The organism is Collinsella ihumii (assembly GCF_030385545.1).
In the GTDB taxonomy this organism is placed as follows: domain Bacteria; phylum Actinomycetota; class Coriobacteriia; order Coriobacteriales; family Coriobacteriaceae; genus Collinsella; species Collinsella ihumii.
In genome coordinates this window covers 46,467-71,651 of the sequence record NZ_JAUEIQ010000008.1, presented here as the reverse complement: position 1 = coordinate 71,651, position 25,185 = coordinate 46,467, and the positions used below count along the sequence as shown (strand labels likewise).

The following is a 25,185-nucleotide window of genomic DNA, read 5'->3' as shown; positions in this document are numbered from 1 at the left end:
ACGGCGCGAGCATGCGCGCAGCCGCGCCGCGCCCTACCCCTTCGTCCGCGCCGCGGCCGCGCACAGCACGGCGCCTGCGACGACGGGCGCCGCGATGACCGCGAACGTGAAGGAGAACCCGGAGCAGAACAGGTCGGGGCGCCCCTCGATGAAGGCGTCCACCGCGTAACCCGCCCCCTCGGACATGCGGCCGTACAGAAGCGCGCTGCCGCCGGAAACGCCGACCGACATGCCCAGATATCGCACGAGCGCGACGACGCTGCCCGCGAACCCCAGGTGCTCGGGCGCAACCGACCCCATGACGAGCGAGTTGTTCGGCGACTGGAACAGTCCCGTGCCGACCGCCATCACGAGCATGCCGACGACGATGACGGCAAGCGGGGCGGTCGCGGGCAGGCTTCCCGTGAAGGCGATGCCCACCGCATAAATCACCAGGCCCGTGAAACACGGCAGGGCGCTGCCGATGCGGTCGGACAGGGCGCCGGCGGCGGGACCCACCGCCGCCATGCCAAGCGGGATGGCGGTGAGCTCCTCCTGCATGACGGGAAGGGCGATGTTGACGATGCTGCTGTCGAGTGTGGACATGAACGTCATGGCCACGATGGTGAACAGGATGACCCACTTGTTGGAACGGGGCATGCCGGCGGATGCGGCGCTACTCACGCGATTACCTCCCAGACGCGCGCGGACAGATCCACGCGCCCGGAAACGCGCCCCCCCGGTAGCAGCGATCGCGCTGCGGCACCGGGCGCTATCGCGGGCGTGGCGGCAACCGACCCCCTCCCGCGATGGGCGGGCACATCATAGCATGCACGGCGCCGTATCGGGCCGCATCACAGCGTGCGGCTGAGCCCGGGCGAGACAAGTCCCACCCGGCAGCGCCCGCGCGCCGCGCTCGCTAGCGAGCCGTCTCGCGACGGACCAGCACCGGCTCCACGGCCTTATGGACCGGCTCGCCGAGCGGCCGCGGCCGGCGCTTCTTGCGCTCCTCCATCTGTGCCATGAGCAGCCCCATGGCCTCCTGGGCGATGCGGGAAACCTGCTGGCGCACCGTGCTGATGGGGATGACGGACTCGCGCGAGACCGGTGAATCGTCGAAGCCCACGATGCGGTACTCGTCGGGCAGGCCCCCATGCGTCCGCACGATCTGGTTCACGAGCATGTTCGCGTAGGTGTCGTTCGACACGAACACGCCCTTGCGCCTGCCCGGGAAGCGCTCCTCCAGCTCTTCGAACACCTGGCGCATCGTCCGGTCCGCCTCCTCGTAGCCGTGGCCGAAATCGCGCAGCATGAGCTCGCAGGCCACCCCGCGCTCGCGGCACGCGTCCACAAAGCCGCTGATGCGCCCGTGCGCGGGCACCGACTCGGGCACGTCGGAGTTGATATGGATGAGCACCTCGCAGCCGCATTCGTCCAGAAGGCCTGCCGCCAGGGCGCCGCCCGCGCGGTTGTCGGTATTCACGCTGCTGCAGAAGCGGTCCTCTCGCTCGATGGTGACGACCGGCACCTGGAAGGAGGCGAGCTCCTCGGAGGGCACCGTGTTGCTGAGGACGATCATGCCCTCGATCTGGTAGGCGAGCAGCTCCTCGATGTAGCGGCGCTCCACGTCGCGGTTGTCGTCGCCGGCGAACACGAGGAACTTGTAGCCGTACGTCTCGTAGGTCGCTAGGATCTCGTCGAGCATCTGCGAGTAGAAGTGCAGGTAGAGGTTCGGCACGATGACACCCACGAACTCGGTCTTGCCGCTCGCGAGGATGCGGGCGACCTTGTTCTCCTTGTAGCCGAGCTCCTCAAGCGCCGCGGCGATCTTCTCCTGGTTCTCCACCGTCAGCGAGTCAGGGTCGTTGAAGTAGCGCGATATCGTCGTCTTCGAGAAATGGGTGTAGCGCGCGATATCGGCAAACGTGACGCTCTTCTTGCCCATCGGTCCTCCCTCTCTTGCACATAGCGCTCAGCCTAGCACAAGCGGTGCGGCGGATGCAGGCGCGTCCGCACGGCAACCGCCTCGGCCGATACGCTCACCCGCGATTTCCTACCGTACACCGACAAGACGGGGCCCGCTGCGGGCGATTCATTGTCTGACCCCTCGTCCGTGTGATAAACCGTACTCGGTTACGTAATCGGTAACTTAACCGGTTCTTTTCAACAAAGGGAGGCGGCGGCATCGGCGCGGCCTACGCCACCATGGTGCAGGTGCTCTCCGTCTCGCAGGGCCCGTGCGGTATCATCGGCGTCATCTGCATCAGGCCCGACTGCATGCTGCAGTTCCTCGTCTCGGTGGTCATCGCGATCGTGTGCACGTTCGTCATCACCATCGTGTTCGCCAAGACCATCGGGCGCAAGCAGCTGGCCACCCTGTAGCCTGCAACCCTGCCACCTGGCAGGTTGCACCCCTGCAGCCGAAAGGCGACGACCGACGCGCCGTCGCCTTTCGGCACATCAGCGATACGGAGCGACCTCCATATCGGACTGACCCCGCCAACCATCGGATTAAAGGAGCACGACGTGCGCGGCATCGAGCAGACGGGCCACCTCAAGGCGCCGCTCAACTGGATCAACGACCCCAATGGGTTCATCTACTACCGCGGGCAGTACCACCTGTTCTATCAGTACTTCCCCTATGCCCCGAGCTGGGGAACCATGCACTGGGGGCACGCGGTGTCGCCCGACCTCATCCACTGGGAGCACGAGGGAATCGCCCTCTTCCCCACGAAGCTCGCCGACCGAAACGGCTGCTTCTCCGGCAGCGCCATAGAGCGCGCGGGGCGCCTGCACCTCTTCTACACCGGCGTCCGCTACCTCGAGACCGACCCGGAGAACATCCACAAACACCTGAACAACCGGTTCGAATCCTGCCAGATGGAGCTCGTCTCCGCCGACGGGCAGCACTTCGACAACCTGGGCGCCAAGCGCGTCATCATCCCGGCGATCACCGATCCGGAGCTGGGCGACGCCACCCATACGCGTGACCCGAAGGTCTGGCGCGGGCGCGACGGCTACCACCTCGTGCTCGGCACGACGGTCCACCGCGAGGGGCGCCTTCTCATCTACCGCAGCGACGACCTTGGTACCTGGGAGCTCGCCGGCACGGTCGAGCGCGACGGTCTCGGCTGGATGTGGGAGTGCCCCGACTGGTTCGAGGTCGACGGTACCGGCGTCGTCATGGTCTCCCCCATGGGCCTGCTCGACGACGGCGCGGCGCCCACCGACATGGCCATCTGCATGCTCGCGGACTTCGACGAGGGCACCTGCTGCATGACGCTTGCCGACAGCTACCAGTTCTTCGACTACGGCCTCGATCTCTACGCGCCGCAGAGCGCGCTCGACGCCGAGGGGCGCCGCACCGTCATCGCCTGGCTGCGCATGCCCGCCGCGGTGGAGGCTGCCGAGGGCGCCTGGCGCGGGATGATGAGCCTGCCGCGCGTGGTTGAGGTGGCAGGCGGCCACATCTACTTCCGCATCCACCCCAACGTGCGCGCTGCCTACCGCCTGCCGGTGTCCCCCGAGCAGGCCTCGGCGCGCACCGGCTACCACCTAGCCATCGAGCTGCACGAGGGCGAGTCGCTCGACCTCGGCGGATACCGCATCGCGCGCACGGGCGGTCACATCGTCGCCGACCGCAGCGCTGTGTGCCCGCACAACGGCAAGTGCCGCCTCACCTCCGAGACGCCCGAGGTCCGCGAGGGCGATCGTCTCGACATCTTCGTCGACGCGAACATGGTCGAGACCTACGTGAACGACGGCGAGTACGTGCTGAGCCACGCGGTCTTTGGGCTCGAGGACCGCATCGTCGTGCATGCCGTCGCGACGCCGGAGTTCCACGCCCTCGGCTAGTTGCTCCGACCTGCTGCGCGAGAGACACCCTGTCCGGATTTCGCCCTCACGCGTTCTTCGCGCGCACGCGTACCAAGCGGCCGAACGCCGAACGGCAGAGGGGCACCGCGTAGAGGAAGACCGCAAGCGCCATGCTCTCGATCGGAGCGCCCATCGAGGCCAGCGGGACGCTGCCGGCGATCGACCAGGGCACCAGGCCCGCGACCAGCACGACCGAGTCCTCCAGGTCGAGGGCGTGGTCGGACCTCGAGGCGGACAGGCCCGAGCTCAGCTGATGCGTGAGCATGATGGCAAGCGTCTGATTGCACGAGATCATCGAGGCCAAGGCGGCGATACCCAGCGTGGCGGTGAACACGGACACGCGCGCCGCGAGCGACGCGACGATCCCCTCGACCGCGCTCAGAAGATCGGTCTCCTTGAAGATCCCCGCGTACGCCGAGGTCGTGCAGACGATGCCGACCGCCGACAGCATCGAGGCGACGCCGCCGCCCGACAGGACGGCCGTCTCGGGCGTACGCGCGACATAGCCCGCAAGCGCCACCCGCACGACATCCGCCAGGCCCATACCCTGGATGCCAAGGCAGATCGGCACCGCCGACAGCACGCCGGCGGAGATCACGGCGAAGATGTTCACCCGGAGAGCGGCGAGCGCGAACACCAGCACCGGCGGCGCGAACACGAGGGGGTTCAGGTTGAAGGCGGCCCTCATGCCGTCGAGCGCGCCCGCGCCCCCGGATGAGGCGCCCGCAAGCAGGCCGGCGACGACGTAGACGGAGCACGACAGGGCGAACGGCGCTATCGCCGTTCTCGCCATGCGCTTGAGGTTCGCGTAGAAATCGGTGTCCGTGATGTTCGCCACGAGCAGGGCGCTCGTCGAGATGGGAGACCAGCGGTCGCCGAAAAACGCGCCGGATAGCGCGGCCCCGCCCGCAAGCGGCAGCGGGATGCCCATGCTCGCCGCGATGGAGACGCATATCGACCCCATGGTCGCCGCCGTGCCGAACGAGGTCCCCGTCAGGACCGATACCGCGCAGCTCAGCAGGAACGTCATGATGACGAACAGGTGGGCGGGGATGCAGGGCACCGCATAGACCACGATGGCGGGAATGACGCCGGCGGCGCGCCACAGACCCGTCAGCATGCCGACGGTCAGAAGCATACCGAGGATACGGCGCACCGGGCGGATGCCGTGCCAGCACATCGCGAGCACGCGGCGCACGCCGTTGCCGCACTGCCGCGCGTACCCGCAGAACAGGACCAGGCCGCCGAGCAGCGCATAGACCGTCGGCACGCCGGCGGCGATGCAGCCGATGAGCAAAACGGAAAACAGTCCAAGCGTAAGCGGTGCAGCCAATGTCATCCCCTCGGTACATGCGGATCCCCTATGCAGCAAGAACCGTTATACCGCCGGGTGCGTCCGGGCGCACGGCAGCCCGCCTCCCATCACAGGAACGCTACGGTTGCGCCCCGTCCCAAAGCGAATAGGCCATGTGGGGACGTGCCCGTTTCAGCTCATTGACGGCCGTGCATGCCACCGATGGGTCAAAACGAGCCCGTCCCCAGATGACCCGAAGCGCGCCTTTGGTCAGCGGTAGAACGCGGACAGGTCGCGACCAAGCTCCACAAGCGTCGGCTCGTCGACATAGGCCATGTGGCCGGCGCTGTAGAGCTTGAGCTCCACGCGGCGTTTAAGATCCTCCGGCAAAAACAGGTTCGAGATGTCGTGCGCGGCGTTCCACCAGGGCGTCGCCGCGTCGTAGCGCCCTCCGAGAACCGCCACCCGCATCGTGGGGTTGTGCTTGAGCGCGGCCGCGATGTCGTATGCCACGTTGGGCGCCGCGGCCCTCATGCCGCTGCCGGGCACCTCGTGCGAGCGGTCCCAGGTGATGCCGATCTTCATGAAGTTGCTCAGCGGGTACTCGGGCGCGCCGGCAAAGCCGATCTGCTGCAGGTGCCGGCGGAACGCCGCGTTCCAGGCGGGCTCGATGGCGTCCGAGGAGGCGTCGCCCGCGATCGGCGAGCTGACCTCGATCGACGTGCAGGGCGCATGGGTCGTGAAGCGCGTGTCGAACCGCCCGGTGACAAGCCCCTCGTCCGCCAAAAGCGAGCTTCGAAACGTCGTCAGGTCGATGCGCAGGTTGTTGCGCGCGATAAGCTCGGCGGGAAGACCGATGATCTCGGACAGCTCGCGCGCCGAGCTCGCCTTCTCCGCAGGCGTCATGCGGTCGCCGCGCAAGAGCATCGGGGCGTAGACGCGCTCGGCGAAGTCCATGGCCCCGTCGAACCACGCCGCCTCGTCGGTCCCCGCTCCGGCGCGGCCGAAATGGCGCGCGGTCGCCGCGAAGACCGGCAGCAGCCCCACATATCCCAGAAGCGACCCGGGCATCTTCTGCGCCCAATCGAACACCGACGACAGCATGATGACGCCCGTAACCGGGACGAACCGCTCGGAGAGCAGGCGCATGAGCACCGCGTTGCGCATCGTTCCGTACGACTCGCCGAACAGATAGACCGGCGACCCCCAGCGGTTGTTCCGGGTCAGCCACGACACGATCGCGCGGGCGAACGTGTCGGCGTCCCCATCGACGCTCCACATGTCCTGCGGGTCCGTCCCCTCGGCGACGACCGAGTAGCCCGTGCCGAGCGCATCGAGGAACACCAGGTCGCTGACGCGCAGCAGCGTCGCAGGGTTGTCCTCCATGCGCGCGGGCGCCGCCACGTGCCTCAAGCCGTCGGTCGCCACGCGCTTGGGCCCGATGCCGCCGACGTTGATGGGCACCGACGCGCTGCCCGGGCCGCCGTTGTAGCAGAAGGTGACCGGGCGTGCGGACGCGCGGGCGTCCGGCGCGGCGACATAGGACAGGGCGAACATCTTGCCCAGGAGCTTGCCCGTATCGGTGCGCACGTCGATGTGGCCCGCCGACGCGACGTACTCGATGCGCTCGCCCGCGCACTCCCACGCCATGGTCGCGCAGGCGGGCTCGGGCACCGGAAGCCTGCCCTCTTCCGCATCCATCTCGTATACCAGCTGATCGCTCATCTGTCTGCCTCCCTTGCCTGCAAACGGCGGGTCGACCCCGCCCTGCAGCCGTTCCTATTGCCGGGCGCGGACCCGCTCGCCCTCGATCCGGACGTCGCCGTACGGCGTGCGCGCCGTGCCCGTCACCCGATTGCCATCAAAGCGGGCGTCGCAGGTGAAGGGCACCGTCTGGAGCAGCATCGAGAGCTTGCCCGAAAGGGGGACCACCGTCGATGGTCCCTCCCGGCGCGGCGCCCCGCACACAAGGGGGTACCGTTTGCCCAACGCCGCCAACGTGCCGCTCACCCGACCGTCCCCGGAGCACGCCACCGTAAGCGTTCCCGTCTTCCTGCCGAGCGGTGTGTCGAGCGTCGCCCGGTAGGTGCCGTCAACCATGGTATCCCCCACGGGCCGCATCGCCCGGCTTCTCCGCAAGCGTCGCCCAAAACGACGGGATGCCGAGCTCGTGCAGACGACCCGATCCGTTCGTGTCCTCGTACAGGTCGAGCAGGCGGAAGCCGGCCTGGATCTGACCGCGGATCTGCTCGTCCATCGTATGGAAGAACTGCACGCCCCACTCGGGAAGCTCGTCTTCCGAGATGAGCGACGGGTCGAGCAGCGGGTTGTACGGCAGGCCGCGGACGATGCGCTCCTCGTCGTCATCGACCACGTAGTTGAAGCCGTTGTCGAGGCCCGCGAGGAGCCTTCCGCCCGGCGCCAGCACGCGGAAGCATTCGCGCCAGATAGGCAGCACGTCCTCGACGTAGCAGTTGGACACCGGATGGAAGATGAGGTCGAACTCCCCGTCGTCAAACGGCAGGGGGCGCGTCATGTCGGCGCGCACGACGCGGATCTCGTAGCCCTCGCGCTCGGCCACCAGGCGCTCGGAGGCCACCTGGCGCTCCGAGTAATCGAGCACCGTGCACACGGCGCCCATCGCGGCGAACAGCGGCATCTGCTGGCCTCCGCCCGCCGCCAGGCCGAGCACGCGCCTGCCCCGCATGTCGGCGAAGAGCCAGTCGCGGGGCACCGTGCGCACGGGCGTGAGCACCATGGACCAATCCCCCTCGAGCGCGGCCAGATACCGCTCGTGCGAGATCGGCGTGCCCCACTCCCAGCCATCGGCGATCCACTGGTCGATGATCCGAGCGTTCAGGTCGGTGTACGATTCCCCTGCGCAGGCGTCTTGCGCCCCGCACCCGCCATGGCGTTTCAGACCCATGGCACCTCCTCTTCTCGATGCGTCATGACCTCATGCCATTATGCATCAACGGACTGCCCGCCATGCGCGCGGAGCACGCCGCGCGCATGGCGGGCCCTCGGAAACGCCGCAGGAAGGCCGCTCGTCTCCTTGTGGACGCTGCCCCAAGGGGGCCTTCGATGGATTTGGTATCAATTTCGCATGAATAGTACACGTAACATCTGAATGGCTACCATGTCTACCTGCGGTTTTATTGAGGTGCCCGTCATCGGGGCCAACCGCCCAACCCGTGCTGACGGCGCGCGGGCGGTATATGGCTCGATTGTTGATACCAAATTCAGATGGAGCCCGGCGCGAGCGCCCGCCTCGGCAGGATGGGGACCACTCGCGCCTGCCGGCGCCTGCCTCAGGAATCCGTCTCGATGGTACGGATACTCGGAATCGCCCATGTTGCCAGCGCAAGAAGGAGCATGGCGGCACCGGCACCCGCAAACCACAGCGTCGCGCCGACCCCATCGGCAAACAGACTCGACACGGCAAGGCCTATCGGCAGGGCCCATGACATGATCGCGCCGTACAGGCCAAACACGCGACCCAGATACTCGGGCGGGACCTTCTCCTGCATGAGCGCAATCTGCGGACCGGAGTAAAACGGCGAGCTCACGCCCATAAGGAAGCTCATGGCCAAAAAGGTGACATATCCGTTTGGGCCGAGCAACCCTGCCACAAGCGTGGCGGCGCCATAGAGCGCCGTCGCCGCAACAACCGTAAGCGCGCGATTTTTAAAGCCGCCCGTCGAGGCGAGAAGGGCGGACCCGGCGATCATGCCCACCGAGAAGACGATCTCCGCCGTCGCGGCATCGGTCGTCGTCCCTCCGAAGTGGTCGATCGTCATGAGCGGAAACAGCGCCGATATGGGCGAGAACACGAGCGTGAACACGAAGCCGCACCACAGGAGCGCAAACAGGCTGCGATAGGCGCGCAGCACCCGGTAGCCGGCAGCGGCCTCCTGCAGCAGGGCGCGTACGCGCGAGGAGATGCCGACGGGTCCCGCCGCCTCCGCCTCGCCGGCCGCCTGAGCGCCGCCGACGTCGAGCCGCGCGACCATGACCGCGACCGTCGCCAAAAGCGCGCCGAGCACATCGAGCGCGATCATGGCCGTAAGGCCCCACAGGGGGTAGATGACCGCCGCGACGGCCGTCCCCAAGATATAGCCGCCCGACTGCACCGCCTGCGACACGCCCGCCAGTCGCGTCAGGTGCTCGGGCGGCGCCACGAGCGGCGTCAGGGTCTGAAACGCCGGCGCGTGGAACGCGCTGCCGATCGCGCGGAAGAACAAGGCGACGATGACCACCCACACCGGCAGCGCGCCCGTCGCCGACACGGCGGCGACCAGGGCGCTCACCGCGGCGATAAACAGATCGGCCCCGATGAGCACGCGCTTGATGGGCATGCGGTCGACGATGACGCCGGCAAAGGTCCCGAACGCGGCGAGCGGCAAGAACCCGGCGAGCGAGGCGAGCGACAGTATGCTCGCCGAATTCGTCGAGAGCGTGATGTGCCAGATGAAGCCCATCTGCAGGATGGAACTCGTGAGCACCGATATCAGCTCGCCGCCCCATACGCAGGCGAGCTTCACCTGCCACGAACGTTTCGCCATGGCCCCTCCCTCATCGGTCCGTTCAGGCAAACGCACCTATTGTTGCATGATTTCCCGCTGGACCCTTCGGGGCAGTTTGGCGAACACGAGGTCGAAGCTTGCGTCGCAGAGCTCGAGCACCAGACCCTCCGGCACGCCCGTATCATCCAGATCGATCGAGATCCATGTCCTGCCGTCGGAGTAGTACCCAGGCAAGACCGCCGCGGGAAACTCCGCGCGGAGCTCGACGATGCGCTCCGGATCGCACTTGAGCGACAGAAGGTGCCGGCCGGCATACGGGGCCTTCGCGTTCTGGGCCGCCGTGAACTCGCAGGCGAACTGCTTGCCGCCCACCCAGTACACCATCCAACCCCACGAGGGGTGCAGCGCCCGCGTCGCACCCGGATGTGCCAGCAGCCGAGCCTCGATGGCCGTCACGTCCATAGCGCCCTCCTTGTGGGAAAATGGGGACAGGCACTATTTTCTCACAGTTCGAAGGGATGCGATCGACATGGAATTCACCGACGTCGTGAAGAATCGCTATTCGTGCAAGCAGTTTGACGGCAGGCAGGTCGAGCCCGAGCATCTCCAGGCGATCCTCGAGGCGGGCCGCGTCGCCCCCACTGCCAAGAACCTGCAGGAGCAGCGCATCTACGTCCTGCAGAAAGAGGCGGACCTCGCCGCGATCGACGAGCTGACGCGGTGCCGGTACGGCGCGCCCACCGTGCTTCTCGTCGCCTTCGACGCCCAAAACGTGTTCACCTATCCGGGAGGGGCGCGGGATTCGGGCATCGAGGACGCGACCATCGTGGCGACCCACATGATGCTCGCTGCCTACAACGCAGGCGTGGACAGCTGCTGGATCAACCTGATCGATCCCGACACCGTGCGCAAGCGCTTCGACCTGCCCGAAAACGAAGAGGTCCTCATGCTGCTCGACCTCGGGTATGCGGCTGGGGGCGCAGGCCCCCTTGCCAACCACGACAGCCGCAAGCCCCTCGCGGACACTGTGGTGTACCGCTAGCACCCACCTAGCGTGATGCTTTTAGGGACAGTCCCCTTTTTACCAGCGATGGAGCGTCGCTCCATCGCTGGTAAAAAGGGGACTGTCCCTAAAAGCATCAATGCGTCCGGTAGCGCACCTCCGAGCGGCCCCGCTCCGCCAGGCGCGCCGTCGCCGTCAGGGCAAGCCACAGTCCCATCACGACCATGACCAGGCATACCAGGCCTCCGACCGTGCCCTCGACGAGGTTGCGCGACACGCGCACCGGCAACCCCTCCCAGTCGACACGCGAGAGCACCACGGTCTGCAGCGCGAATATCGAGATGATCGCGCTTGCGAGGTTGAACACGCGCACGCCCTTGACCGACAGGGTCTCCTCGCGACGCGCGCGCACGAGATTGACGAGCGCGACCGTGACCAGCACGAACGCGTAGGCCGCATAGATATACATGAGCGCGCCCGGGTAGGTGCCGCCGAACCCCTGGAGCACGATGCGCGCGACCGTCCCGGACATGACGAGCACGGCGAGCGCCAGCACCGTTCCCGCACGCCTGCATCGACGCAGCGAGTCGACGCTCTCGACCCTGCGGTCGAGCGTCACGCTCATGAGCGCGCCCGACGCGAGGTAGGACTTGCCCGCGTTGAGCCCCGCGATCACGATGCCGACCGACAGGACCCACACCGACTGCGCCAGCAGCCCCATCACGACGTTTACGAGCGCGAACGCGACATGGACGACGCCGACGACGAGTCCCGTCGCCATGGCGCGCGCCTGCCGGTTCTCTATCAGCGGGTCCGGCACCACGGCGCGGACCACGGTGCCCACGCGGGAGACGCGGCGGACCACGATGGCCTCGCCCGGCGTCGTGTCCGGGGCGCCCGCCAGGAAGCGAAGCAGGCGGACGGCGGTGCGCCTGACGCGCGTTCGGGTGCGGACGCGCACGCGGCTGTTCGTCTCGACGATGACCCGCATGCCGCACCTCCTCGCCCGCGCGCCCCTGCATCTGCCCTGGATGGGTTGGTTGGGGACGGGTTCATTCCAACCCATTCGCCCTGCATCCATCATAGCGGGAGATGCCGCAAGACCGCAGGCGCAGGCGCCGGAATCGCCCGCAGATGGCATGTCCCGGCAAGGCAGCCCCGGGACCGCACGGCGCCGACCGGCCGCGTTTTCGGCGGGCTGCTACGCGCGCCTGCGGTCGATCACGAGCGTGCGCACGAGCGAGCACGCGAGCGCGATCAGGACGAGCGCGGAAAGCAGGTGGAACACCGTCGCCAAGCCGTGCATGAACAGCTCGGGCCGCCCCTCCACGAAGCTCGTGACGCGATAGCCCGCCTCCGCGCTCATGCTGCCGTACAGCACGCCCGTGGAGATGGTGATGCCGAGCGACTGGCCGAGGTAGCGCATCAGGTTGCCGAGCGACCCCACGAACCCGAGCATCTCGGGCGCGGCATGGCCCATGATGAGCGAGTTATTGGGCGACTGGAACATGGCGCTGCCGAGCGAGGTGAACATGAGCATGGGGACGATGGCCGTAATCGGCGTGTCGAGCGCCAGGCACGACAGCCCGAACAGGCCCGCCGAGAAGACGGCCTGGCCGGCGATCGTCGGCTTGATGCAGCCGATCTTGTCGGACAGCGCGCCCGACAGCGTTCCGATCGTGGCGTTCACCAGCGGGTAGCACGCCATGACGAGGCCCGCCACGCCCGGATCGAGCCCGAGCGCGCTCTGCAGGTAGAACGGCATGATGATCGTCACGCCGGAAAGGCCCAAAAACACAAGGACCATGGCGACGAGGTCGATATCGAAGCTGACGTTTCTGAACACCTCGAGGCGCACGAGCGGCTCGGGCACTCGGCGCTCCACCGCGACGAAGAGGGCCAAAAGCACAAGACCGACCGCAAGCAGGCCGAACTCGAACGGGCCCGCCGCGGTCTCCATGAGCGTGATGGCCACGAACACGAGCAGGATCGAGGGGATGATGAGCAGCATGCCGGGCACGTCGAGCGACCGCTTCTCGGTCGGACGGCGATTCGGCAGGGCGATGAGGCCGATGACAAACGAGATGATGCCGAACGGGATGTTGATGACGAAGATCGACTCCCACGGGAACATCGACACGAGCATGCCGCCAACGGTCGGGCCCGCCATGGCACCCAGCGCCGTGAACGTCGCCACGAGGCCCAGCGCGCGTCCACGGCTCTCGGCGAACAGCTCCGTGATGATGCCCTGGTTGTTCGCGAGGCTGCACGCCACGCCGAGCGCCTGCACGCCGCGCGCGATGACGAGCACCGGCAGCGTGGAGGACAGCGCGCACAGCCCCGACCCCACCGTGAACAGGATGACGCCGATCTGGAACACGCGCACCTTGCCCACGATGTCGCCCAGGCGGCCGAACACGAGCAGAAACGCGCACGTGATGACGAGAAACGCGCTCGCCACGAGCTGGACCTCAGTCGCCTCGACGCCGAGCTCCGCCTGCATCGTCGGCAGCGCCACGTTCACGATGGTGCCGTCGAGTACCTCCATGAACGTCATGCACAGAATCGCGAACAGCGCCCACCCGCGATGCGCGGTGCCGCCCCTCGCTCCAGTCCTATTCATCGCCATCAACCCCTTCGTCGCATGATCCCGACCTGCCGTACAGCGCGTCGAGCGTCGCATCGATCAGCGCGTCGACCGTGCGCTCGAGCGCCGCGGGCGCGAACTCGTCGCGCGCCAGCAGCGTGAGGGCGCAGACGCGCTGCAGCGACGCCGCGAGCTCCGCATCCGGCTCGCCTCCCGCGGCGCGCACCGCATCGGCGACGCTTGCGAGCATGCCGCCCGCGAGCTCGGGCCCCATGCTCACATCGCCGGGCAGTGCGCGGCGGATCTTGCGGAAGTCGGCGTCATCGACGCATCGAAAGATCGCGCGGTCGCTGTGCCACGCGGCGCGCATCCACGCATCGAGCTCGTCGCGTCCGGGCGCGCCGCCCGAGCGCTTCGCCCGGACGGTCATGTCATGGAGCTCCTCCATGAGCGCGCGCCGGTTCTCGGCGACCATCTCTGCCACGAACTCGCTTTTGGACTTGAAGAACCCGTAGAACGTCCCGGGCGCGATGCCCGCCTCGCGCGCGACGTCCTCGACGCGCGTTGCGCGGTAGCCCCGCTCGAGCAGGCAGCGCCATCCCGCGTCGAGCATGGTACGGCGCAGCGCCTCGCGCTCCTCCTGGGTAAAAATCGCCGGCATCTCGATCCCTTCGATACGGCTTCCATCGTGCATCATGGTACCCACACCCGATGTCTTTAACTGAATATTCATTTTATTTTTTCAGTTTTTGCGCGATTTGAGAGCCGCCGTGCTAGGGATGATCGGGGACGGGTTCGTTTCAACCCATATGGACCGATGGAGGACTGGACGCCGATCACGCGGAAGGCGCGGGCCGCGACCGCCCGCGCCCGCTATCGCCGCTGCCCGTAGACGTCGTTTTTGATCAGACGGTAGGCGCAGGCCGCGAGCGGTACGCCCACGAACATGCCGACGATGCCGAACGCGCCGCCGCCGACCGTGACCGCCGCGAGCACCCAGATGCCCGGCAGCTGGATGGACGAGCCCACGACGTGCGGGTAGATGAGGTCACCCTCAAGCTGCTGCAGCACCACGATGAAGATGAGGAAGATGAGCGCCTGGACAGGCGACACCATGAGGATGAGAAACGCGCCCACCGCCCCGGAGAGGAACGCGCCGATGATGGGGATGAGTGCCGTGAACGCAGTGAGCGCCCCGATCATGAGCGCGTAGGGCAGACCCAGCACGAACATGCCGAGGGCGCACAGCGCACCCAACACGACGGCCTCGGTGCACTGCCCGACAAGAAAACGGTGGAAGCAATCGTCTGCGATACCCAGCACATAGCGGACACGCACAAGTGTGGAGGCAGGAAGATAACGCTCCATCAACAGGTCGCGCTGACGGGCAAGCGCCCTCTTGTTGAGCAGGATGAACAGCGCGAAGATGAACGCGAGCACGAACGTCGCCGTACCGGAGACCACGCCCGACACCGCTCCGACCACGCCGGACATGACCGTGGTCGCAAGGCTGCTCGCGTGCGATTGCCAATCGAGGGCGCCGAGCGACTCCGTGACGCTTTCCACAACAGCGGGCGTGATGAGGTTGCTCTCCTCGAGCCATGAAAACAGGGCCTGCAAGGCGACCGGCAGCTCGTCGATAAGCAGGCGTACGCAGTCGATAAGCTGCGGCACCACAAGACGCAGCACGATGGCGACGACCGCGACAAGCGTGAGTAGCGCCGCCATGAGCGAAAGGCCCGGGCGGACGCGCGCAACGACGCGGCTGCTGCTTTTCGGCAGCATATGCCGCTCGTAAAAGCTCATGAGGATGTTCAGCGGGTAGGCGAGCACAGCGCCATACACAAGCGGCGCCACCGCCTGCAGAATAAGCCCGATAAAACCGGCGATGTTCGGCCAATAGTAGATAGCAAGATACACCGAAAAGGCCGCGATGGCGAGAGCGACGACGGTGCGGATGCTCGGTTGGTTCACGGGCCCTCCCGAAAATCGGTTGCTTTCTCCCCCATGATACCCGCTGGCGACCTCGGCAGCCGCCCGGTCTTCCCGGAGACGAAACCGCCGCCCGCGTCCCTCGCGCCCGCGCCCCTCACTCCTCGATGGCGCGGATGCCCTCCAGGCGCACGGCCACGAGCTGAGTGCCGCCCTGCTTTCCGGCGCGTTCCACGAGCGCCCACTCGTCATCGACGTCTTCGAGCGTGCCGGAAAGCTCCGCCGTCCCGACCGCCGCGTTCAGCTCGTCGAGCATGAGGGTGACGGACCTCCCGCGGCGCCGCTCGAGCTGCCCGCGCAGCCCGCGGTCGCGGTCGCCGTCGTGCGCGACGATTCTCCGCAGGTCCCTCTTCGTCGGCATCCAGACGAACAGCGCGATGACGAACCCGAACGTGAGTATGCTGATCACCTGGTAGAACGTATCCATCCCCTACGCCTCCGTCCCCGTCGCGATGCCCTCGATGTCCCGGATGTCGATCAGCCGCACCACGCGCTCCCGCTCGATCTTGGGCGAGCCCAGCCGCGAGCGCTTCACCGTGCAGGCGACGCGAATCCACCCGTCCGAGATGTCGAGCACCTCCGCGTCCTCGAGCACGCCGCCGGCGCCGGCGCACGCGACCAGGGCCGTCTTCCCGATGAACGCGCGCAGCACGTGCAGGTCGCGCGCGCGGCGGTCGCGCCCCGTGCTCACCACGTCGACCTCATCGCTCACAAGGTCGTCGATCGTCACGCCGTAGAGCCGGGCTAGCTCTGCGGCCTTGTCGAGCGCAGGCGAACCTTGCCCGAGCTCCCAGTTCGACACGGTCTGCCGGCTCACGCCGATGGCTGCGGCGACCTCTTGCTGGCTCTTCCCGGCGCGACGCCGCAGCGTCGCGAGCTTGTCGGAAATCATGGGCGACCTCCCGTCCGTTCTGATCGCTCCCATTGTCCCGCGACGGGCGCCTCCAGGCGAGCAAATCCGCTTGGCAATCCCGCCAATCCGCTTGCGCCGTGCGACAATGGGTGCCGCAACCCATGTCCCCAAAACACGTCTGGAGCCCCTATGATCAGATCCCTCTCCCCCGCCGACCTCGACACCGTCATGAACCTGTGGCTCGATGGCAACGAGCAGGCGCATCCCTTCGTGCCCAAAGGCTACTGGCGCGCCGCGTACGAAGGGGTCCGACGCGAGCTGCCGCATGCCGACGTGCTGGTCCATGTCGACCCGGAAACTGGCGACGTCGACGGGTTCATCGGCCTGACCGGCGACTACGTGGCGGGCCTCTTCGTTCGCACCGACGCCCGGTCGCACGGGATCGGCAAGGCGCTGCTCGACGAGGCGAAGCGCCGCCATCGGGCGCTCACGCTCCACGTCTACCGCGACAACTCGCGCGCCGTCGCGTTCTACCTGCGTGAAGGGTTCACCGTGCGCAGCGAGGGCACCGACGGGGAGACCGGCGCGGCGGAGTACGAGATGGCGTGGGACGCGGATGGCGACAGGCCTGGTTTTCGTCATGCATAGACCTTCAGCAAACCCGCAGGTAGCGAAAAAGCTCGTGCATAAAAATCCGTTCGAAGCAAAACCCACCGAGGAGGTAGGCTGAGTTTGGCATTGTTTTTCGGTGCCCGCACCCCACAGGCGCCATACCCCTCGGCAAAGCCGCAGGATTCAACTGGGCAAATGCTGAAGGGTACGGCGCATGTGGAGAATCCGCACCGAAAAACAATGCCAAACTCGATATGCACGTTTTTCACGCCCCCGCAGGCGTGGTCGAGAGCAATCGACCCCCGCTTCGCTACGCACCACCCAGCATGTGCATGGCGAGCGTGACCGCCAGCACGTCGCCTGCAAGTGATGCGGAGATCTCCATGTCCATGGCGCGCGCCAGATTCGCCGCGACCGACAGACCAAGGCCGCTCCCCTTGGCACCGCGCGACGAATCCGCCTGGTAGAACCGGTCGAACAGCCGGTCGGCATCGATGGCCGCCGGGTCCGAGACGGCATTCGCGACGCTCAGGACCACGCGATCGCCCTCGCGACGCTCCTCAATCGTAGGCGCCGCCATCCCGTGACGCAGCGCGTTCACCACCAGATTCGTCAAGATGCGCGAGAGCGCCTCCCGATCCGCCTCGACCGTGACGGCCGCGTCGCCAAACGTGACGGCCGGCTCCCAGCCGCGCTCCTCGAAGGCGGGGTACTGCCCCAGCAGCACCTCTTCCACAAAGGGCTTGAGCGCCACCGGCTCCATCTTGAGCACAAGGTCGGGATCGGTCGACTTCGTATAGGCGAACAGCTGGTCGAGCAACTCGGTCGTGGTGTCGATGCGGCTCGCAGCCGCCTCCAGATGCCGGGCGCGCGCCGCCGGGTCCTGCTCGTCGCACGCGAGCTGCAAATAGCCTTTCGCCCCCATGAGCGGAGTGCGGATGTCATGCGACAGCGCCGACAGGTCGCGCTGGAACTCCTGCTGGCGGCGCATTGCCTCGACATGCGCCTGGGCGCTGCGGTCGAGCTCCGCGTTGATGGCGTCGGCAAGATCGGTGACACCGGGCGCGCCGCCCGCCGCCACGCGCACGTTGCTCTCCCCGTCGCGCCCGCGCAGGAAACGTGCGATGCGGTGCATCTCGCCGAGATAGCGCGCGCTCGCCAGCACCAGACCCATGCCAAGGCCGAGCACGAGCAGCAACAGGGAGATAATCTCCGTCTCCATGGCATCCCCTTTCCCGCGGGTCCCGCCTCCTCGGGCGAGCGCCCGTTCCAGCTTACTTGAACGGCGGCGTTCAGGAAGGGCCGCTGCCCGCAAAACAGCCAGCGGACCGCTTTCAGAAGCCGAGTGGAGGCTGCGGCCCCAAGAATTGCCGAAAAATCGACGTTGTAGACGGCTCGTTTCCGAATGCCCCGAAATGCGCGCTTCCCGCGAAGGCGCTACCTGCGGAAACGCCGGATCTGCAGGTGCCGTTTTGGGCAGGTCCGGATTTGAGCCGTCTACAACGTCGATTTTTCAGCAATTGTGCCGCCCGCAGCCTCCGCTGGGTCCCGATCCGCAGGCGCCCGCCACGGGGACGGGCGCCTGCGGAATGAATTGGCCGGATTTCCTAGATATCGCGCTTGCGGGCGATGGCGAGCACGGCCGCGCTGGCGATGGCAATCCAGATGACGCCCGTGAGCAGCGCTTGGATACCGGGATCATCGATGGTAAACGCCAGAGATGAGGGACCCCAGATGTCGGCAGCCCGCATCCCGAACATCTGACCGCCGGCGGCCAGGTTCCCCAGCGACGTGGAGGGCATCCACGCGACAAGCGTCTCGAGAGCGGGGCGAATGGGCTGCAGCACGCGCAGGATGCCGCCTGTGGAATACGCCAGTCCGCTCACCAGGCTCGCAACCACCCCGAGGCTGAAGCAGAACGAGCAGATATAGCTCATGGGGCTGACGCGCGTGGCATACGCGACGACGAGCGAGATCACCGCGAGCGCCCAGATGTTGATCCAGAATCCGACGAACCATCCCAGCAGCTCAACCGGGCTGTCAAACGTCGCGAACGCGTATCCGCCGATCCATGCGACCGCGGTGACGAGCACGATCTCGAGCAGCACCATGATGGCGGACAGCACGCCGGCGAACACCACCTTGCCGCCGAAGTACGAAAGCCTGCCGCCGCGAGCGCTCAGCACGCTGCGTGCGTAGTTGTTTTTGAGCTCCTGCAGCGCATGTTCGACCACCATGAAGCAGACGCAGAGCGGAACGATGCCGCCTCCCATGCTCGCAAGATACGCGGTGTACGAGGGGAAATCGGAATTGACCGGGTTGGCAGTCCCCGGAGCGAGCGACTCGAAGAGCGAGCTCCTGACGAAGATCGTCATCGCCACGGTCATGGCGTACACGACGAGAAGTGACAGCCCGTACTGCCAGAAGCTGCCGCGCAGGCCGCGGACGCGCGTGATGCGGTAGAGGTCGGATTTGATGAGGTTCAGCATGGTTCTACCTTCCTTTGCGACGGGAGAACAGAGACGGAACGATTTCGAGCAGAAAGTCGATCAGGCAATCCAGCATCGCGCTACCCCCTGTTCCCTGCGGCCGTCCCGCCGTCCATAAGCTCGACGAAGTAGTCCTCGATGTCGCGCTCGAGCACCGTGAGCTCGAGCACCACCTGATCGGCGTCGTGCAGAACGCGCGACACGTCCTCCACCGAGGGCGCGCCCGACGCAGCCGGGTCGCTCGACGCCCCTCCGAACGAAGAGGCCGCCGAGCGCGCGCCGCCGGCGATCACGATCGACTGGTCGGGATCCACACGGAAGGTCGCGCCCGGTAGACGCTCCTCCAGAATCGCGAGCGTCCGCGCCGGATCCGCCGTCTTCACGCGGACCGAGCTGCCGCAGGCCGCATGCAGCTCCTCGTCGGTGAACTCGCGCACCATGTGGCCGCCTGCGATGACACCGAACCGGGTGCACACGCGCATGAGCTGGTCGAGCACGTGACTCGAAATCACGATCGTCACGCCGCGCTCCTGGTTGAGCCGCACAAGCGCCCGTCGCAGGTCGCGCGTCGTCTCCGGGTCCATGCCGTTGAACGGCTCGTCGAGCAGCAGCAGGTCGGGCGAGCCCACAAGCGCGAGCGCGAGCCCCAGCCGCTGCTTCATGCCCTGCGAGAACTTCTTCGCCTTGCGCGGGCCGACGCCCTCGAGCCCCACGAGCTGCAGCAGGTCGTCCACCTGCTCGTGCGGGCGGATGACGCCCATGGCGAGCGCCTTCATCATCATGTTCTCCGTCGCGGAGAAGTTCGGCAGCACGCCCGGCTCTTCGATCAGGGCGCCGATGCGCGAAGGCGCTCCCGAGAAGCTCCCCGCCACGCGCGAGCGGTCCTCACCGAACAGCGCAAGCTGTCCGGCGCTCGGCGTGGCAAGCCCGGCGATCATTTTCATCGTCGTCGACTTGCCCGCGCCGTTTTTGCCCACGAAGCCGTAGATGTCCCCCGCGGCCACATGCATATCCAGGCGGTCGACCGCGAACATCTTCCCGTAGCGCTTGGTGAGACCACGGATATCGATCACATTCATGGTTGCTCCTATCTCGTGCATCCTGCGGCAGCGGGGCGTCTGCGCGTCGCCTTCTTCCCGCTGCTCATGCATGAGTATGGAAAACGACCTTTGAGCAAGTCTTTTCCAAGGTTTAAGAAAGGTTAAAGAAGCGCCCGTGTCAGGATTCCTGCAGCTTGAAACCCATGCCCCACACGGTCTTGATGTAGGCGTCGGTGCCCGTCGCGCGCAGCTTGGCGCGGATGTTCGACACATGCACGTTCACCGTGTTGTCGTCGGCGGTGTACGGCTCGCCCCACGCCCGCTCGAACAGCTCCTGCTTGGAGAACACACGACGGGGGTGCTCCATCAGCGCCTGAAGGATGTTGAATTCGATGCGGGTGAGCTCGACTCCCCGCCCGTCCGCGGAAAACGTGCGCGCCTCGGGGTCGAGCTCCCATGCGCGGAAGCACAGCGTGGGGCCCGCGAACCGCGTGCCGTCACCGGCACCGTCGGATGCGGAAACGCCGCGATGGCGCAGCTGGACCTCGATGCGCGCGACGAGCTCGTCCAAGTCGAACGGCTTGGTGAGGTAGTCGTCCGCGCCGAGCTTGAGCAGGTCGATGCGGTCGGAGGCGGCCGTGCGCGCGGATATCACGATGATGGGGACGCGCGCGTCGCGCTCGCGGATGAGCCCGACGAGCTCCTCGCCCGACATGCCGGGAAGCATCAGGTCGGAGACCACGATGTCGAAGGGGAGCTCCCCCTCGCCGCACCCGATGAGCAGGCGAGCCTCGCTCCCGGAAAACGCCTGCGTGCAGGCCATGCCGCGTCGCGCCAGGTGAGTGGCGACGATCTGATTGATATCGGCATCGTCCTCGACGATAAGCACGCGAACGCCCGGCATGTCCAACTCCTCGCAACGATTACGGCGGTCCTTCCGCCCCCATTGTGACGCAGACCGCACCGTTTTGACAGCACCGATACGCCCACGGACCGAAAACCGGCACCCGCCGCGCCGAAGTGCAAATCGGGGGACGTACCTTCCGCGTGCAAAAATGCACGCGGAAGGTACGTCCCCCGATTTGCACTTCGGGCATCTGGCTGAACTTCCCCGTCATGAGCGCCATCGTGGGCGCGCTCCTAGCCGGAAAACGTCCGTCCCCGCCCTCGCCGCCCGCGCGGCTGCGCTACGATACGTCAAGCAGGGCAATGGGAAAGGGGTGCTGCCATGAGGGGTCCGCTATCAGCGCTTGTGTCAGCAGCTGGCATCGTCACGCTGCTCGCGCCCGCGTGCGCCTACGCCGAGATCGGTCTCAAGCAGGAGGTCACCTCGGAAGGCACGGTCGTCTACTTCGACTTCGACGGCCTGGGCTACGTGCTCATCATCATCGTTGCGCTCGTCTTGATCCTGCGTGGCCAGCGCGCATCGCTGAAGCGCGCCGCGGAGGCCAAACGGAGGCGCGCCGCCAAGCGAAGGACCGCGGGAACCGATGCGGAGGGCGACGGATGCGAAGAGGACCTCGGCGCGAGCGCGCTCGCAGCCGTCGAGCGGCTGAAGAGGGCCGAACGAGACGCGCATCGGCCCCGTAGCCGCCGCCTCGACGCGAAGCCGGGCGACGATGACCGCGGCACCGGCGAACAGCGCACCGGATAGCCACCCCCCTCGCCCCGTGATGCCCGCCCCGACGCCCGCGCGGGGCGCAAGGCCACACCCGTCCCCCACTGGAGCATATCGTGAGCAGCACCCTCATCCGCCCGATCGCACCCGCCGACGACGCCGCCGTCGCCGCCATCATCCGCACCTGCCTCGAGGCGTATCGCCTGGACATCCCGGGGACCGCGTACTTCGACCCGGAGCTCGACCATCTGAGCCGCTTCTACGCCTCGCGCCCCGGGCGCCGCGCCTACTTCGTGATGGAGGATGCCGACACGGCGCGCATCCTCGGCGGGGCGGGCCTCGCGAAGTACGGGGGACTCGATGCCTGCTGCGAGCTCCAGAAGATCTACCTGGTGGAGAGCGAACGCGGACGGGGCCTGGGCCGCGCGCTGCTGGACGCCGTCGAGGGACATGCCCGCAAGCTCGGCTACCGGCGCGTCTACCTCGAGACGCATACGAGCCTGCACGAGGCCGTCCGCCTGTACGAGCGCTGCGGCTACCGCCGCATCGATCGGCCCGCCACCGCCGTCCACTCCACCATGGACCTCTTCTATCTCAAGGACCTGTAGAGAAAGCCCATCAAAGCCTTTGGCGGGCGGTGCAAATCGGGGGACGTACCTGTTGCGTGCATAAATGCACGCAACAGGTACGTCCCCCGATTTGCACCGCCCGCCCCGGGCCGGTCTCCTGCTTTCTTGACCCGGCGGAGAAAAAATCCCATCGCTCATTGCCACTGTGCATAGGTGTGTATATACTGTAGCTATCGGGTATATACACTATGCCCAGAGGGACGACGCGAAGACGTCCGTTGCCGTCCCAGCCGCCGTTCGGGGACGCCCGAGCGCGCGGCACCCCGCCGAGGGACGCCCCGTGCGGGACGCACGAAAGGACACGCAACTTGGAAATCATCATCTCGAACGCAAGCAGCAAACCCATCTACGAGCAGATCTGCGACCAGATCAAGACCGCGATCCTCGCCGGCGACCTCGCCGAAGGAGAGCAGCTCCCCAGCATCCGCGCGCTCGCCAACAGCCTGCGCGTAAGCGCCATCACCACGAAGCGCGCCTATGCCGACCTCGAATCCGAAGGGTTCATCGAGACGGTCCAGGGCAAGGGGAGCTTCGTCGCCGGCGGCAACGCCGAGCTGATCCGCGAGGAGCAGCTCCGCCAGGTCGAGGCGCACATGGCGCGCGCCATCGACGCCGGCCGCGCCATGGGGCTCACCGACGGCGAGCTCACCGAGATGTTCGCCCTTGAGCTGGAGTGACCGCAAGCTCGCACCACGCATCCGCAGAAAGGACCCGCCATGTCATCTATGGCACCCAATAGCACCATCGCCGCCGCGCCCCTCATCGAGGCGCACGGCATCACCAAGCACTACGACGGCTTCTCGCTCGACGGCGTCGACCTCACCGTGGAGGAAGGCGAGATCGTCGGGTTCGTCGGACAGAACGGCGCCGGCAAGTCCACGACCATCAAGGCCCTGCTCGGCCTCATCGAGCTCGACGGCGGCACGGCGCGCGTGCTCGGCACCGACGTGCACGCCCTCGCGCACACGTCGGCAGGCGCCTCCGCGAAGGAGCATATCGGCGTCGTGTTCGACACCGTCTCCGTTCCGGGGCACCTGCGCATCTCCGAGATCGGCCGCATGCACGCCCGCGCTTTCACGGGCTGGAGCCAGCACACCTTCGACAAGCTCGTGCGCGAGTTCGGCCTCGAGCCGACAAAACCGGTCAAGGACCTCTCGCGCGGCATGGGCATGAAGCTCAGCCTCGCCTGCGCCCTGTCGCACGGCGCGCGCCTGCTCATCCTCGACGAGGCGACCGCGGGCCTCGACCCCATGGCGCGCGACGAGGTGCTCGACCGCCTGCGCGAGTTCGTCGCCGCACCCGGCCATGCCGTGCTCATGAGCAGCCACATCACGAGCGATCTCGAGAAGATCGCCGACCGCGTGGTGTGCATCGAGAACGGCCGCATCGTATTCAATCTCATAAAGGACGAGATCACCGACGAGATGGGCGTCGCCCGCTGCCGCGTGGCCGATTTCGAGGCCGTCGCCGCGAGCGGCATCATCCCCGAGCGCGCAATCCGCTACCGCAAGCACGACTACGGCATCGACCTGCTCGTGCCCGACCGCTTCGCCTTCGCGGAGCGCTTCCCGACCATCCCCGTCGACCACATGACGATCGACGACTACCTCACCCTCACCCTGAAAGGCGGTGTGCGATAGATGAAGCGCGCATACCAGATCGAAATGACCGTCATGCACCAGTACGCCCGCCAGCTCCTCGCGCTGGGCGTGTTCGTCGCCGCGTGCACCTGCGTCGGCATGGGGAGCATCGTTGCCGCGCCCGGTGTGCTCACCTGCATGTACTTCATCATGGGCGCGCTCGCGACATCGGCCTACGACGAGCAGAACGGCTGGGGGCTCTTTCGCCTCACCATGCCCCTGAGCAGGCGCGATGTCGTAATCGGGCGCTACGGCATGATCGCGACCATCGGCCTGATCGGCATGGTCGCGGGGCTTGTCGGCGGCACCGCTCTCGCCGCGATCGCGACGGTGGCGCCGCTGCCGGGCGACCTGTCGACGACGTTCGGGCTCACGCAGGACAACATCCAGGCCATGGTCTTCTCCTGCGCGCTGTGCGCCGTCATCGGGTCGGGGATCGCGGCCGTCGAAACGCCGGTCTACCTGCGCTTCGGCCAGACGAAAGCGACCCAGTGGATCCCGATGGTCAGCGTCATCCTCTTCATCGGGCCCATGATGATCCTCGGCGCGACCGGCGGCCTTGGAAACTTCGCCGGCATCGCCGATGCGCTCAGCGCCGTCTCCGCCTTCATCGAGACGCCCCTCGGCGCGATCACGAGCCTCGCCGTGTCCCTGGTCGCCGTATTCCTGATTCTCGGCGTCTCCGCGGCCATCTCGATCAGGCTCTACGAGCGCCGCGAGCTGTAGCACCCTGGAGCCTCGGGCACGACCGTTCCGGCGGGCCGCGCGGGAAGCACTCCGCGCGGCCCGCCGTATCGAAGTGGCTAATTAGTTCTATTCTGCTGTCGCGCATCCCCTGCAGACGGGCAAGAGTCCGCGCATTTGCGGCTCCTCCCCCTCGGCAGGACCCGGCACAGGGTGATTCGGCCCCAGATACCGTCGCTATTTCCAGCCAAAGCAGCCATATCGGCTGATTCGGGCGCCATCGCCCAACCCGCCTGACAGCAAATCAGAAATAATTAGCCACTTTTCGGCACGGGGAGGATCGATTCGCTCCGGAACGCCCCG

At 66.8% G+C, this 25,185-nt stretch carries 27 protein-coding genes; 9 read left to right on the top strand and 18 right to left on the bottom strand.

From position 1 onward, the window contains the following. Positions 1-33: 33 nt before the first annotated feature. Together QVN30_RS08620 and QVN30_RS08615 are read right to left on the bottom strand one after the other, a co-directional pair. Positions 34-663 (bottom strand): MFS transporter, encoded by a 630-nt coding sequence (locus QVN30_RS08620; protein ID WP_289836085.1) that lies wholly within the window; start codon positions 661-663, stop codon positions 34-36. Positions 664-898: 235 nt separating this feature from the next. Beyond that, entirely contained in the window at positions 899-1,924 is a 1,026-nt protein-coding gene (locus QVN30_RS08615; RefSeq protein ID WP_204564446.1) for a LacI family DNA-binding transcriptional regulator, read from the bottom strand. 260 nt (positions 1,925-2,184) lie between these two features. Here QVN30_RS08615 and QVN30_RS08610 point away from each other — a divergent pair, with 260 nt between their 5' ends. Further along, positions 2,185-2,361, top strand: coding sequence for a hypothetical protein (locus QVN30_RS08610; protein WP_289836084.1), 177 nt, complete (start codon positions 2,185-2,187; stop codon positions 2,359-2,361). Positions 2,362-2,505: 144 nt separating this feature from the next. Beyond that, the gene (locus QVN30_RS08605) at positions 2,506-3,834 is read left to right on the top strand and encodes a glycoside hydrolase family 32 protein (protein WP_289836083.1); all 1,329 of its coding nucleotides are present in this window, start codon (positions 2,506-2,508) and stop codon (positions 3,832-3,834) included. 46 nt (positions 3,835-3,880) lie between these two features. On the opposite strand, the gene QVN30_RS08600 is transcribed toward QVN30_RS08605, so the two are convergent. The 6 genes from QVN30_RS08600 to QVN30_RS08575 all read right to left on the bottom strand — a co-directional run bounded on the left by QVN30_RS08600 (position 3,881) and on the right by QVN30_RS08575 (position 10,137). Beyond that, complete coding sequence (locus tag QVN30_RS08600; protein WP_289836082.1) at positions 3,881-5,188, bottom strand: Na+/H+ antiporter NhaC family protein; 1,308 nt, start codon at positions 5,186-5,188, stop codon at positions 3,881-3,883. A 231-nt stretch (positions 5,189-5,419) separates the two neighbouring features. Continuing rightward, complete coding sequence (locus QVN30_RS08595) at positions 5,420-6,874, bottom strand: S10 family peptidase (protein ID WP_289836081.1); 1,455 nt, start codon at positions 6,872-6,874, stop codon at positions 5,420-5,422. Between the two features lie 54 nt (positions 6,875-6,928). Beyond that, complete coding sequence (locus QVN30_RS08590; protein WP_289836080.1) at positions 6,929-7,261, bottom strand: hypothetical protein; 333 nt, start codon at positions 7,259-7,261, stop codon at positions 6,929-6,931. After that, positions 7,242-8,075 (bottom strand): class I SAM-dependent methyltransferase, encoded by an 834-nt coding sequence (locus QVN30_RS08585; protein WP_289836079.1) that lies wholly within the window; start codon positions 8,073-8,075, stop codon positions 7,242-7,244. The genes QVN30_RS08590 and QVN30_RS08585 overlap by 20 nt, the downstream gene beginning before the upstream one ends. Before the next feature lie 385 nt (positions 8,076-8,460). Next, a complete protein-coding gene (locus QVN30_RS08580) occupies positions 8,461-9,714 on the bottom strand; it encodes an MFS transporter (RefSeq protein WP_289836078.1) in 1,254 nt (417 codons plus the stop codon). 36 nt (positions 9,715-9,750) lie between these two features. Further along, a complete protein-coding gene (locus QVN30_RS08575; RefSeq protein ID WP_289836077.1) occupies positions 9,751-10,137 on the bottom strand; it encodes an MmcQ/YjbR family DNA-binding protein in 387 nt (128 codons plus the stop codon). A gap of 67 nt (positions 10,138-10,204) precedes the next feature. Here QVN30_RS08575 and QVN30_RS08570 point away from each other — a divergent pair, with 67 nt between their 5' ends. Then, on the top strand, positions 10,205-10,717 hold the full coding sequence (locus tag QVN30_RS08570; protein WP_289836076.1) for a nitroreductase family protein: 513 nt from the start codon (positions 10,205-10,207) through the stop codon (positions 10,715-10,717). Between the two features lie 97 nt (positions 10,718-10,814). Here the strand turns inward: QVN30_RS08570 and QVN30_RS08565 are convergent, their stop codons facing one another. The 6 genes from QVN30_RS08565 to QVN30_RS08540 all read right to left on the bottom strand — a co-directional run bounded on the left by QVN30_RS08565 (position 10,815) and on the right by QVN30_RS08540 (position 16,149). Next, positions 10,815-11,669, bottom strand: a complete 855-nt coding sequence (locus QVN30_RS08565; protein WP_289836075.1) for a hypothetical protein — start codon at positions 11,667-11,669, stop codon at positions 10,815-10,817. 210 nt (positions 11,670-11,879) lie between these two features. Then, complete coding sequence (locus tag QVN30_RS08560) at positions 11,880-13,301, bottom strand: MFS transporter (protein ID WP_289836074.1); 1,422 nt, start codon at positions 13,299-13,301, stop codon at positions 11,880-11,882. Then, complete coding sequence (locus QVN30_RS08555; protein ID WP_289836148.1) at positions 13,294-13,962, bottom strand: TetR/AcrR family transcriptional regulator; 669 nt, start codon at positions 13,960-13,962, stop codon at positions 13,294-13,296. The genes QVN30_RS08560 and QVN30_RS08555 overlap by 8 nt, the downstream gene beginning before the upstream one ends. A gap of 176 nt (positions 13,963-14,138) precedes the next feature. Continuing rightward, on the bottom strand, positions 14,139-15,239 hold the full coding sequence (locus tag QVN30_RS08550) for an AI-2E family transporter (RefSeq protein WP_289836073.1): 1,101 nt from the start codon (positions 15,237-15,239) through the stop codon (positions 14,139-14,141). Positions 15,240-15,354: 115 nt separating this feature from the next. Continuing rightward, positions 15,355-15,684, bottom strand: a complete 330-nt coding sequence (locus tag QVN30_RS08545; protein ID WP_289836072.1) for a hypothetical protein — start codon at positions 15,682-15,684, stop codon at positions 15,355-15,357. Positions 15,685-15,687: 3 nt separating this feature from the next. Then, positions 15,688-16,149: a helix-turn-helix transcriptional regulator gene (locus QVN30_RS08540; protein ID WP_289836071.1), complete on the bottom strand. Its 462-nt coding sequence runs from the start codon at positions 16,147-16,149 to the stop codon at positions 15,688-15,690. Positions 16,150-16,299: 150 nt separating this feature from the next. Between QVN30_RS08540 and QVN30_RS08535 the strand changes: the two genes are divergently transcribed. After that, positions 16,300-16,758: a GNAT family N-acetyltransferase gene (locus QVN30_RS08535; protein ID WP_289836070.1), complete on the top strand. Its 459-nt coding sequence runs from the start codon at positions 16,300-16,302 to the stop codon at positions 16,756-16,758. Between the two features lie 274 nt (positions 16,759-17,032). Here the strand turns inward: QVN30_RS08535 and QVN30_RS08530 are convergent, their stop codons facing one another. The 4 genes from QVN30_RS08530 to QVN30_RS08515 form a co-directional block, all read right to left on the bottom strand. Further along, positions 17,033-17,944 carry a sensor histidine kinase gene (locus QVN30_RS08530; RefSeq protein WP_289836069.1) on the bottom strand — a complete coding sequence of 304 codons (912 nt, stop codon included), beginning with the start codon at positions 17,942-17,944 and terminating at the stop codon, positions 17,033-17,035. Between the two features lie 385 nt (positions 17,945-18,329). After that, positions 18,330-19,211, bottom strand: a complete 882-nt coding sequence (locus QVN30_RS08525) for a hypothetical protein (RefSeq protein ID WP_289836068.1) — start codon at positions 19,209-19,211, stop codon at positions 18,330-18,332. Positions 19,212-19,291: 80 nt separating this feature from the next. Beyond that, positions 19,292-20,290, bottom strand: coding sequence for an ABC transporter ATP-binding protein (locus tag QVN30_RS08520; RefSeq protein WP_289836067.1), 999 nt, complete (start codon positions 20,288-20,290; stop codon positions 19,292-19,294). Positions 20,291-20,429: 139 nt separating this feature from the next. Further along, positions 20,430-21,155 (bottom strand): response regulator transcription factor, encoded by a 726-nt coding sequence (locus QVN30_RS08515; protein ID WP_289836066.1) that lies wholly within the window; start codon positions 21,153-21,155, stop codon positions 20,430-20,432. A 324-nt stretch (positions 21,156-21,479) separates the two neighbouring features. Here QVN30_RS08515 and QVN30_RS08510 point away from each other — a divergent pair, with 324 nt between their 5' ends. The 5 genes from QVN30_RS08510 (at position 21,480) to QVN30_RS08490 (ending at position 24,864) form a co-directional block, all read left to right on the top strand. Continuing rightward, entirely contained in the window at positions 21,480-21,905 is a 426-nt protein-coding gene (locus tag QVN30_RS08510; protein WP_289836065.1) for a hypothetical protein, read from the top strand. Between the two features lie 80 nt (positions 21,906-21,985). Continuing rightward, entirely contained in the window at positions 21,986-22,477 is a 492-nt protein-coding gene (locus QVN30_RS08505) for a GNAT family N-acetyltransferase (RefSeq protein WP_289836064.1), read from the top strand. Positions 22,478-22,806: 329 nt separating this feature from the next. Then, positions 22,807-23,175 carry a GntR family transcriptional regulator gene (locus QVN30_RS08500; protein ID WP_087202787.1) on the top strand — a complete coding sequence of 123 codons (369 nt, stop codon included), beginning with the start codon at positions 22,807-22,809 and terminating at the stop codon, positions 23,173-23,175. A 39-nt stretch (positions 23,176-23,214) separates the two neighbouring features. Then, positions 23,215-24,138: an ABC transporter ATP-binding protein gene (locus QVN30_RS08495; protein WP_289826604.1), complete on the top strand. Its 924-nt coding sequence runs from the start codon at positions 23,215-23,217 to the stop codon at positions 24,136-24,138. After that, positions 24,139-24,864, top strand: coding sequence for an ABC-2 transporter permease (locus QVN30_RS08490; RefSeq protein ID WP_289836063.1), 726 nt, complete (start codon positions 24,139-24,141; stop codon positions 24,862-24,864). Positions 24,865-25,185: the final 321 nt, after the last annotated feature.